Source organism: Streptomyces sp. NPDC091287, assembly GCF_044768525.1.
Taxonomy (GTDB): domain Bacteria; phylum Actinomycetota; class Actinomycetes; order Streptomycetales; family Streptomycetaceae; genus Streptomyces.
In genome coordinates this window covers 189,496-201,417 of record NZ_JBIVUV010000002.1, presented here as the reverse complement: position 1 = coordinate 201,417, position 11,922 = coordinate 189,496, and the positions used below count along the sequence as shown (strand labels likewise).

The following is an 11,922-nucleotide window of genomic DNA, read 5'->3' as shown; positions in this document are numbered from 1 at the left end:
CGGGGGGAGCACAAGAGATCTGTGTTATGCCTGTCGCCAATCGCTCATCGTACGAGTGTGATGAGCATGGGATACAGATGTGACCACTGTGCGTTTGGACACAGTGGTCACATCTTGGTCCATGCATCATCACCGTGATCGACCGGGCCCGGTCGATCAGCTGCCGTAGCGCTCCATCACGTGGGCTCGGGCGAAGCTGAACCCTGAGGTCACGCCCCAACTGCTCACGGGCGTGGCGAAGGTGCGGTTGGGCTGGGCTGACCACGTCCAGGCCTTGATGCTGCCGTCGTCGTAGCCGTACAGGGCCCCGAAGTCGTCCAGCCCGTCGCCGTTGTAGTCGCCGATGGAGATCGACATGTGGTCCCGCCACATGTTCCCCGCAGGGGTCGTCCAGGCTTCCGTGGTCGAACTGAACGTCCCTGTAGGGCTGCTGGGAAATACGTAGACGCTGTCATGGCCGTCGGCGTAGTCGTACCACCCGGCGATGTCGTCCCGGCCGTCCCCGTCGAAGTCGCCCGCGTGGACCGTTGTGCGGTCCCAACTGCCCCAGGACGTACTGGTCCAGGAACCCACCGGATAGTTGAACCCGCCGGTCGGAGCGGTGAGGAAGGTGAAGATCTTGTTGCTTCCGTCGGAGTACCCGTGAAAGACCGCCAGATCGTCCCTTCCGTCACCGTTGAAGTCGCCGGTCACCTGCTTGTCGCGGGACGCCGTCCAGTTGCCCGCAGGTCCGGTCCACGAGGTGAACGGAGAGTTGAAGCCACCCCGGACGTTCGCTGTGAAGGTCCACAGGGCATCGCGTCCGTCGGCGTAGTCGTACCAGACGGCCACGTCGTCCCGTCCGTCACCGTTGAAGTCACCGCTGTTGAGCTTCATCCGCTTGAAGCTCCAGTTCCCGGCCGGCACCTTCCACGATTCGAAGGGGGAGGCGAACTTGCCCTGCGAGTTGCCGAGCCAGGTCCACAGCGAGACGCGTCCGTCCTGGTACCCGTAGACAGCGGCCACGTCACCGATGCCGTCGCCGTTGTAGTCGCCGGTGGTGTGCTTCATGAGGCTGGCGGCCCAGGAGTCCGGCGGCACGTTCCACCCGGCGAACGGCGTCTTGAAGGTGCCGTCCGAGTTGGTCAGGAAGCTGTGGATGGAGTCCGACTTATCGGCGTGGTCGTACCAGTCGGCCAGATCGCTTCGGCCGTCACCGTTGTAGTCGTGCCGGATCGCGGTGCCGCTACTCCACTGCGACTGCCCCTTGGCGTTGTGGATGACGAGGTTTCCGCGGTCCTGGAGTACGGCGTACCCCTCGGCACCACTCGTCTTCGAGTCCCACAGGACGGTGGTGCCGTCGGCCTTGTAGATCACCAGGTTGCCCTGGGCCTGCATGACCGCTTTCGCTCCCACGTTCCCGGCCGTCTTCGTCGACCACAGCCGCTTGCCGGCGTTGGAGGTGATCTCCAGATCGCCGTCGTCCTTCATCGTCAGCTTGGCCGACCTGGAGGTGTAGGACTGACCGCCGGTGAGCGTCGTCCCGGCCGGGATGCGGGTTCCGCCGACGGCCCCGTCTATGGCGAAGGAGCCACCGAAGAGGGTGGTTCCGGTGGTCCTGCCGGGCCAGCCGACCATGGTGTTGTCGGCCTTGCGCGCATAGAGGTCGGCCAGGCCGTCGCCGGTGACGTCACCGATCGATCCGACCGCCGGGTAGAGGAACGCCGTCACTCCGGTGCCGATCTTCACTCGGTCCGCGCTGCTGCCCCAGGTAGTGGGGTCGAGAAGACCGTTGGACCCCTTCTTCCCGTAGCTCCTCAGGATGTCACCCGAAGCCTTGTGGCGAAGCCAGAGATCGGCGATGGCATCGTTGTTCAGGTCGCCGGGCGCGAGGACGGTGAACTGGTCCCAGTCATTGCCCCCGACCAGGACCGGTGTGCTGAGGCGCTTGGTGAAGTCGCCGAAATAGGCCCACAAGAGCTTGCCCTGCCGGACGAGCAGGTCCGGCCTGCCATCGGCATTGATGTCACCGGGGGCGACGATCTGGTCGGCATCGCTCCAGTGGTCGTTCCCGGTCCAACCCGGTTCGCCCACACAGCCGTAGTCCTCGTCGATCACGGGGCACTTGACGGTCAGACGCTGCTTGCCCTCCTGGTGGTCGGTCGTCGCGATGCCGAGGCCGTTGTTGGGGTAGGTCCACAGGTGCTTCCGCTTGGCGACGGAGTCGTACTCCAGGGTCACCAGGTCCGTATAGCCGTCCTGACCCCAGTCGGTGCGGTAGGAGATGTCGGCGTCCCCGAAGGCCTGCCCCCCGTTGGTGGCCGAGGAGAAGGTTCCGTCCTGCTGTCCCGCGTACGTCAGCAGTGTGCCGTTGGAGTCGACGCTCCAGATGTCCTTGTGCCCGTCACCGTTGAGGTCCCCGGGGCCATCGCGCTCGGCGGAGCGTGTGGCGTAGTAGAGGTAGCTCGTCGCGTCGGAGCGGTTGCCGGCTTTGTCGACGCTGTAGGCGTGGACAAAGTGCGGTCCGTAGCTGGGCGGGCGCACCGTTGCCGGTACTCCTGGCTTGGCCTCGTTGAGCTCCGGCGCGTGGTCGGTCCACCAGACGTAGTGGTCGACGTCGGTCACCCCGTTCGGCGCGAAGGTGAACTTGCCCTCCTCGCGGGCCTTTCCGGTCGGACTCGGCCATCCGTTCTCACCCGACGGGAACTTGTCGTTCTGGGAGGTGATGACGGGTGGATTGCTGGGGCGCGAGCGGTCGACGGAGAAGGCACATGTGGAGGTCCAGGCAGACGTGGCGCCGTCCAGGTCCTTGGCTCGAACCCTCCAGGTGTAGTCACCCGTCGGGAGCTTCCCGTCGGTGACGGGGAGGGTGACGACACGCTTCTTGAGCGCGGAGAGAGCCTGATCGACGACCGGAGTTGTACTGCCCTTGGGGAAGACCTGGAACTGCGCCTCTAGGTTTCCCGCATCCGGGTCGTCGACGGTGGCGTGCAGACTCACTCGCGTGTTGCCGATGAGCCCGCCTGCGGCGCACGCTGTCCGGGGGTTGGTTCCCAACCCGTACGGCGTCTTCGGCGGGTTGTTGTACTTGGTCTCCAGGACCGCGGTCTTCGCGTCGAACTTCTTCCAGCCGAACGTGTCGCTCTCATTGCCGGCGTAGAGCCCCAGAGTGACGCTCGACCACTTCTTGGTGGCCGCCTCGCGCGCCTTCGCGGTGACATCGAATTCGAGGTTGCCGGCCCCGCAGTCCTTGCTCCAGCCCTTCGAGTCGTTGACGGTCTTCAGCGGCGAGCCACCGACCTTGCTGGGCTGCCTCTCCCACGTGGTCTTCTTCGAGATCGATGTCGTCTGCCAGAGCTCGACAGGACGCGCCTGGCAGGACCAGGACCACACGTTCTTGATCCGGAAGGTGGAAGACTTCACCTGCGCGCCCCTGATGCTGTCCGTGTCGAGCTGGAAGAACGAGCGGGAGAGACCGTTGGTCTCGTTCTCGTATCCGACTCGGGCAACTTCGTTGGCGTTCCAGAAGGAGGACCTCGGGAACTTCTTGTAGACGCGCGTCCAGTTCTCCTTCTTCCCCCAGGCCCAGGAGGGGTCGATGTAGACGGGGTAGGTGGTTTCCGGTCCGGTCAGCAGGTTCTGGTCGGGTGTGATCTGGATGCTGTCGCCGTCCACCGTGGTCGGCATCTGGGCATCCACTGCTCCAGGAGGTGGCTCGAAGACATCTCCGGGGACCGTGCTCTCGGCCGCGGCTGCGGACGTCGATCTGGCCGCAGGAGCCGATGTGGTCGTCCGGGAGTCCCACATGAGCGGAGTCGGGCTGGTGAAAACCGTCTGGCCCGCTGGATCAACCGCGGCGAGGCTGCCGGTATCGGCGTCGGCCGACACGGACAGCCCCACGGTCTTCACTTTGTAGGAGAGGGTGGCCAGGGCCGGATTCTTCGCTGCTTGTGCCGTCTTGACGACCAGGAGTTGAGAGAAGCCCTCGACCTCCGCCTTGAGCTGGAGGTCCACGCCGGGTAGTACTTCCGGGTAGGTGGCCACGTTCTCGTCGAGGACTGGTCTGGGTAGTGCGGTGGGCCACGACAGGGCAAGCGTTCGCCCGTCCTTGACACCGGACAGCAACGGACCCGTCCCACCGCCGGAGAACGACACGTCCACCGTGGAGGCCTTGGGCACCACGCTGCCGTCCGCCGCGAACGCCAGAGCGGGGTCGGTCGGAATCCAGGCTCCACCGCGGAACAGGCGGACCGGGGACCCGTACCGCTTGATGGAGAACGAGCCGTCCGGGTGCACCCAGGTGTCCGAGATCTCCGTGCGGGCCGACTCCAGCTCGGCCGGAGCACCGGTCGACACCGCCGTGGCCAGGGCCTGGTCCTCCTCGCTCACCGAGCCGTCGTCGGCCTGGACCCCCGGAGCAGCGGTCGACCGTCCTACGTCGGCGGGCCCGGCTGTGGCGACGGTCGGAACGAGCGCCCCCGCCGTTCCGATGGCCATCGCCAGAAGCATCGAAACAGACCGGCTTAGCGGTCTGTTTCTTCTTCGATCACAGGTGATTCTGCGATTCATTTCACTCCCCCCAAGAAGTTCACATTCTCCGCGCCGACGATAGGTCGCCGACTCGGTATCGGGAACACGGGGGTCACGTATGCCCGTTATCTGAGGCCGAAATTCGACACTTCGCTCGGCAGCCGGGGATATTTGTGGTCGATATGCGATTTAAGGCCCCTCGGGCGCCGCAAGTTCCTTATGGGGCGCTCTAGTGGAGTTGCATGTGCGGCAGAAAGTGACAAAAGTGCTGAAGTTGCCATCGAGTCGATAACGACCTGAAGTGGTAGTGACTTTCCTGTGGAGATCCTGTTAGCTTCCGACGGTTGATCACCGGGTCTGCAAGGGGTGGGGAATGAGTAGGTTCGGCAAGTCTTGGTTGGCTGTGCCATTGTCTGCTGCACTTTTGGTAGGTGTTCTTCCGGGAGTTGCTTTCGCGGCGGACCCGGACCTGCTGGCTCAGCAACCCTCGGCCGGCGTCCAGCAACCCGAACCGGTTCCGGTCGAACCGGTGAAGTTCGGCGGCACGAAGCGCAAGGACGATGCCAAAAGCCATCCGTGGCGGTCCCCCGAGGTCACCTGGCCGGCTGCCGCCAGCTTCGAGGTAACGCTCAGCGGCTCCGCGGCACGGCCGAAAGCCGCCCGGGCGCTGCCTGTCGAAATCTCGGACGCCAGTGCGCGGAGCACCGCGTCGGCAGAGGCGGATGGTGGTGCCGGGCCCGCCACCGCCCGGGTGTCCGTCGCTGACCGGAAGGCAGCGGACGAAGCCGGAGTCGACGGCCTGCTGCTCTCGGTGGAACGAACGGACGGCGCCACCGGCGACCGGCCGGTGCGGGTCGCGGTCGACTACTCCGCATTCCGTAGCGCGTACGGCGGAGACTGGGCGGCCAGGCTTCGGATGGTCGAGATGCCCGCCTGCGCCCTGACCACCCCGCACAAGGCCGCATGCAGGACCAGCAAGGTGCTCAAGAGCACCAACGACACCGAGAAGCAGACGGTGTCGGCCTCCGCCGTCGCAACCTCGGGCTCGCCGACCGTCCTGGCCGCGACAGCTGCCGAATCGGGGTCGTCCGGCTCCTTCAAGGCGACGCCGCTCCAGCCGTCGGGGTCGTGGAGCGCCGGCGGGTCGACCGGAGCCTTCAACTGGTCGCAGCCCATCGGGATACCCCCTGTCCCCGGTGGGCTCCAGCCCACCGTTTCGCTCAACTACTCCTCGCAGAGTGTTGACGGCCGTACGGCCGCGTCGAACAACCAGCCCAGCTGGATCGGCGACGGCTGGTCTTGGGAGCCGGGCTATGTCGAGCGACGGTACAAGCCCTGCAACGATGACAAGGACGGCGGCACCAACTCCACCAAAGTCGGGGACCAGTGCTGGTTCAACGACAACGCGACGCTCTCTCTTGGCGGCCGGACCACTGAACTGGTGCACGACGCGAAGGCGGGCTGGCGCACGGCGCAGGACTCCGGGGAGAAGATCGAGAAGCTCACCGGAGCGACGAACGGCGACAAGGGAACAGCCGGAGTCGACGGCGCCGGAGAGCACTGGAAGATCACCACGACGGACGGCACCCAGTACTTCTTCGGTCTGAACCGGCTCCCTGGCTGGAAGGACAACGGAACCGCCGCCGACGATCCGGTCACTCAGTCCACCCTAACCGCCCCGGTCTTCGGCAACCAGTCCGGTGAGCCCTGCTACAACGCGTCGTTCGCCTCCGCCTGGTGCCAGCAGGCATGGCGCTGGCAGCTCGACTACGTGGTCGACGTGCACGGCAACGCCATGGCCTACTACTGGAAGAACGAGAAGAACAACTACGGCCGCAACGTTTCCACCACGACGGGCAAGGCGACCGTTACCCCGTACGACCGGGGCGGCTACCTCGACCACATCGACTACGGACTGCGCGACGGTGCGGCGTACACGACCAAGGCCATGGGCCGTGTCGACTTCGGTGTCGAGGAGCGCTGCCTGACGGCTTGTGGAACTTTCGACGCCTCGCACGCCAAGAACTGGCCCGACGTCCCGTACGACCTGTCCTGCAAGGACGGCGCGACCGAGTGCAAGGACCAGTACTCCCCAAGTTTCTGGTCACGCAAACGGCTCTCCACGATCACCACGAAGGTGCTGACCGGCGGCGTCCACAAAGAGGTGGACACCTGGAAGCTGACTCAGGGATTCCCCGCCTCGGGTGACGGGATATCGACGCCGATGTGGCTGGAGTCGATCCAGCGCACAGGCCGGACCGCCGGCAGCACTTCCTTGCCGCCCGTCACCTTCTCCGGTGTGCAGATGGCAAACAGGGTCGACAAGACCGGCGACGGGCTCGCCCCCTTCATCCGCCTCCGCATGTTCCAGATCACCAATGAGACCGGCGGCACCATCGGCGCCTACTACTCCGCGCCCGACTGCACCGCTGCTTCCCTTCCCGCCGCCGACGACTCCAACAAGACCCGTTGCTACCCGGTGAAATGGGCCTTCGAGGGGGAGACCGCGAAGCAGGACTGGTTCAACTCGTACGTGGTCACCAAGGTCCTGGAAGGGGACTACGTCGTCAGCACCCCGGACACCACGACGGAGTACACCTACCTGGACGGCGCGGCCTGGGCCAAGAGCACGGACGAGTTCACGAAGAAGGACGACCGGACCTACTCGGTGGCCCGCGGCTACGGCAGGGTGCAGACCCGCGTCGGAGGCGTAGAGGAAGGACCGACGCTCACCGAGGCGCGCTACTTCCGCGGCATCGACGGTGCGGCGGTGAAGGACTCGGCGGGCGTCGCGGTCACGGACCGCGAGCAGTTTGCCGGTGTGATGCGCGAAAGCGCGACCTACAACGGCGACGACACCTCGAAGCTCGTCTCCGCGGTCTCCTACACCCCGTGGCGCTCGGCCGTCACGGCCAGCCGGCCCCGGGCAGGCCTTCCCGACCTGGAGGCGTACCTGACCGGCACGCTGAAGGAGGAGGAGCGGACCACGACGGCGACCGGTGTCCGCGGCAGTTCCCTGACCCGTACGTTCGACGACTTCGGTCAGACGATCTCGGAGTCCGACACGGGGGACTCGGCGAAGACCGGCGACGAGAAGTGCACGACCACCACCTACGCTGCCAACGCATCGACTCGGTTGGTCGACAAGGTCGCCCAGAAGAAGACGGTGGCAGCGCTCTGCGGCCAGGCGGCAGGCGTCGCTGATCTGATCAGCGACGAGCGCATGTACCACGACGGGGCAACCTCGCTGCTGGCCGCGCCGACCAAGGGCGACGTGACCAAGGTCGAGAAGATCAACGGCCTGGGCAACGGCTACGACACCGTCGCATCGACCCCTGCGAGCGAGTTCGACATCTACGGGCGCGCGCTGTCGGCCGTCGACGCGTACGGAAAGCAGACCCGCACCGCCTACACGCCGGCCACGGGCGAAGTCCCGACGAAGACGCTGGTCACCAATCCGCTCGGCCACCAGGTCACGACGGACGTCGATCCGCTGCGCGGACTGCCCGCGAAGGTGACCGACGCCAACGGGCGGGTCACCTCCACGGCGTACGACGCGCTCGGACGTGTCACGAAGGTGTGGCTGCCCACCCGCTCGGCGACCGCGTTCCCGGACTCACCCAGTCAGTCGTTCGCGTACCAGATCCGTCGGGACGGTCCGACGGTGATCACGACGAACACGCTGAATCACGTGGACACCTACCAGTCCTCGTACGAGTTCTACGACGGCCTGATGAGGGAGATGCAGACCCAGGCGCCGTCACCGGACGACAAGGGACGCCTGGTTACCGAGAACCGTTACAACAGCAGGGGCGAGGTCTGGCACAGCTCCGGTGTCTTCTACGCCGAAGGATCGGCCGAACCCGTTCCCGTGACCGGCCAGGAGCTGAAGTACCCCGCCGCCACGGAGAATCTCTACGACGGTGCGGGCCGCCCGACGGCGACGATCTCCAAGAAGTTCGGCGACGAGACCAAGCGCACTGTCACGAGCTACACCGGAGATACGACCACCGTCGTCCCGCCCAAGGGCGGGACCGCGACCACGACGGTCACCGACGCCCTGGACCGGGTCACCGAACTGAAGCAGTACACCGACGCGGCCAGGACCACGTCGCAGTCGACGGCCTACACGTACAACAAACTCGGGCAACTGGCCCAGGTCACCGACCCGTCGGGCGCGGTCTGGAAGTACGGCTACGACGTCGCCGGTCGGCAGATCCGCGTGGAGGACCCGGACAAGGGTGCCTCCGACACGGTCTACGACAAGGGCGGACGCCCCACTGAAGTCACGGACGCGCGCAAGATCACGCTGACCACTCAGTACGACGATCTGGGCCGGCCGACAGCACTGCTCCAGGGCACGACCAAGCGGGCCGACTGGGAATACGACAAGGCGACCAAGGGTCTGGGCCAGCTCTCCAGCACCTCCCGGTACGAGGGAGCGAACCGCTACACCAGCACGGTGGTCGGCTACAACGGGCTCTACAAGCCCACGATCAGCCGTGTCACGATCCCGGCGTCCGAAGGCGCCCTCGCGGGAACGTACGAGTGGACGGACATCTACAATCCCGCCACGGGACAGTTGATGGAGACGGCCCAGCCGGCCATGGGCGACCTGCCGGCCGAGGACGTCGTCAATGCCTATGGTTTCGGCTCCGGACTCCCGGTGTCGGTGTCGGCGGGTGGCGACACGCTGCTGTCCTCGGTGGAGTACGACCACTACGGGCGTCCCGGGATGAAGGAACTCGGAGCATTCGCCCGGCACGTATGGCTGGGCAGTGAGTACGACGAGCACACCGGGGCCGTGACCCGCGCGTTCTCCCGACGGGAGGTCGCCCCCGAGCGCATTGATGACGTGCGCTACACCTACGACCCCGCCGGCAACATCAGCCGCATCGGCACGACCACCGGCCCGGACGCCGCCCCGGTCGTCGACACACAGTGCTTTGCCCTGGACGCCCTCCGTCGCGTCACCGAGGCGTGGACGGCCACCGACGCCTGCAAGGCGACCACCCCGACCCCGGCTGTGATCGGTGGGCCCGACCCGTACTGGACGTCGTACACCTACGACGCAGTGGGCAACCGCAAGACCGAGACCCAGCACACCGCTGCGGCCGGCCCCGCCACGGACACCGTCCGCACGTACGCCACCCCCAAGGCCGGAACGCACAACCTGCCCGGCGTCACCCAGACGGGTACCGACCCGCACACGGAGACGTACACCTACGACGAGTCCGGCAATACGAGGACTCGCAAGATCGGCAACGCCGACCTTCAGGACCTCAAGTGGGACGCCGAAGGCCACCTGGCATCGGTGACCGAGGTCACCGACACGACCGGCTACCTGTACGACACGGCAGGAAACCGCATGATCCGCCGGGACTCCACCGGCACCACGCTGTACCTGCCCTCCGGCAACGAACTGCGCCTGGACAAGTCCGGCAAGGTCAGCGGTACGCGCTACTACGCGGCCGCGGGCGAGACGATCGCCATGCGCACGGGCGCCGGACTCACCTACGTGATCAGCGACCACCTGGACACGGCCACCACCCAGGTCTCGGCCGACGCCAACCAGGCGGTCACCCGCCGCAAGACGACGATCTTCGGCGCCCCGCGCGGTACGCAGCCCTCGACCTGGCTCGGCGACAAGGGATTCGTCGGCGGCACGAAGGACGCCGACACCGGTCTGACCCACCTGGGAGCACGCGAGTACGACCCGGCCACGGGCCGCTTCATCAGCGTGGACCCGATCCTGGACCTCGCCGACCCGCAGCAGACCCACGGTTACTCGTACGCGAACAACAATCCGGTGGCGTTCAGCGACCCCACGGGCCTCCGCCCGGACGGCCCGGTGGGCGGATCGGACATCAACGACAGTCGCAACCCGAAGGACGGCAGCTACAGCAACGCCCGGTCGGGCAGCGGCTGGTTCCGGGACACCTACGGCGGGTGGAGCTACCGGCACAAGGTGTACCTCCCGGCTCCCATGTCATCGTCGTCGAAGGTCGGGGGGCTGACCCTCGTCAAATACAACTGGTCCTCCCGCGTCAAGGCCAAGGGAAGCCCGCCCAGGCGATACACGATCAAGCACCCGAAGGTCGCGCCGAGCAACTTCTACACGAAGTACGTTGCCCCGGTCGCGGTCTCGGTCCTGCTCCCCGATGTGCAGGCGTGGGCGGACTGCGGGGGCGGCGACCTGAGTCAGTGCGCCTGGTCGGCGACTGACATCCCTCTGCTCAAGCCTCTGAAGGCGGCCAAGGGGATCAAGAAGGGCATCGACGCTGCCTCGGACGTGAAAACCAAGTGTCACAGCTTCCTTCCCGGAACGCAGGTTCTGCTTGCCGACGGCACGAGCAAGAAGATCGAGGACGTCGAGAAGGGAGATGTCGTCCTTGCCACCGACCCGGACACCGGGGAGACGCGTGCCAAGGAAGTCATCGAGACCATCCTGACCAAGGACGACAAGGACTTCACCGAACTCACCGTCATGACGGCGAAGGGTGAGGCCAGCATCGTCGCGACGGACACTCATCCGTTCTGGTCGGTGAACGAGAAGAAGTGGATCGACGCCGGCGCGGTGCAGGTTGGAACCGAACTGCTCACGTCTGACGGGCGTTCCGTGGAAGTCGCGAAGACGCGCCACTACACGAAGCGGCAGCAGACGCATGACCTGACGGTCGCCGGTATCCACACGTACTATGTACTCGCCGGGACCACGCCCGTCCTCGTTCACAACAGCAACTGTCCGACAACCCCAGTTGGCGGGAGGGGTACGAACTTCCGCAATCTTTCGCCAAATGAACCGGCAACAATCGCGGGGCGCGATTACACCGGACATGCGATTGACCGGATGCAGGAGCGCGGTTTCATGCCGTCGGTAGTGGAAAACACGATTCGTGTCGGCGAAAGCATGCCAGGGAAGCGGGCCGGGACCACGGCCCACTACGAAGCGGAGAATCACGTGACGGTGATTACGGATGCCGCAACTGGGCGGGTTGTCACCGTCAGCTCCGGAAGGATCAAGCAGTGAGTGAGAGTCCCAATGTGCAGTGGTTGCGCGAAGGCGTACATCAGTCGATTCAGAAATACCGTGCTGGTGAGATTGCACTCCGGAATCTGATCGGCGACCTCGACTCGGTTTCGTCGGCTCTTGAGGAATCTCCATTGGGCGAGGACCTTCGCTCGCATTGGTGGGTCCTTGAGGAGATCTATGCTGTTGCTCTTGATCGAGGTGATCTTCGAGAATTGCCTCGCGAGGACGAGCTGGCTATCGAGGAGACCCTCGATGCGTTGGAGCGGCTGCTGAGTTAGATATGTCGCTGTGAGTAGTGATCTTTAAGGGCCGCGCTTGACAGGTCGGCATCGGCCAATCCAACTAGCGGCCGTCACCGCACCCAGAAGCCCCGCCAGGAC

3 protein-coding genes are annotated in these 11,922 nt (G+C 65.6%); 2 read left to right on the top strand and 1 reads right to left on the bottom strand.

Annotated elements, in window-relative coordinates:
• Positions 1 to 156 precede the first annotated feature (156 nt).
• Entirely contained in the window at positions 157 to 4,476 is a 4,320-nt protein-coding gene (locus tag ACIQRW_RS03730; RefSeq protein WP_403753891.1) for an FG-GAP-like repeat-containing protein, read from the bottom strand.
• Positions 4,477 to 5,320: 844 nt separating this feature from the next.
• On the opposite strand from ACIQRW_RS03730, the gene ACIQRW_RS03725 reads away from it, so the two are divergent.
• Positions 5,321 to 11,539 (top strand): polymorphic toxin-type HINT domain-containing protein, encoded by a 6,219-nt coding sequence (locus ACIQRW_RS03725; RefSeq protein ID WP_403753888.1) that lies wholly within the window; start codon positions 5,321 to 5,323, stop codon positions 11,537 to 11,539.
• Positions 11,536 to 11,820 (top strand): hypothetical protein, encoded by a 285-nt coding sequence (locus tag ACIQRW_RS03720; RefSeq protein WP_403753885.1) that lies wholly within the window; start codon positions 11,536 to 11,538, stop codon positions 11,818 to 11,820. The genes ACIQRW_RS03725 and ACIQRW_RS03720 overlap by 4 nt, the downstream gene beginning before the upstream one ends.
• The last annotated feature ends 102 nt before the right edge of the window (positions 11,821 to 11,922 follow it).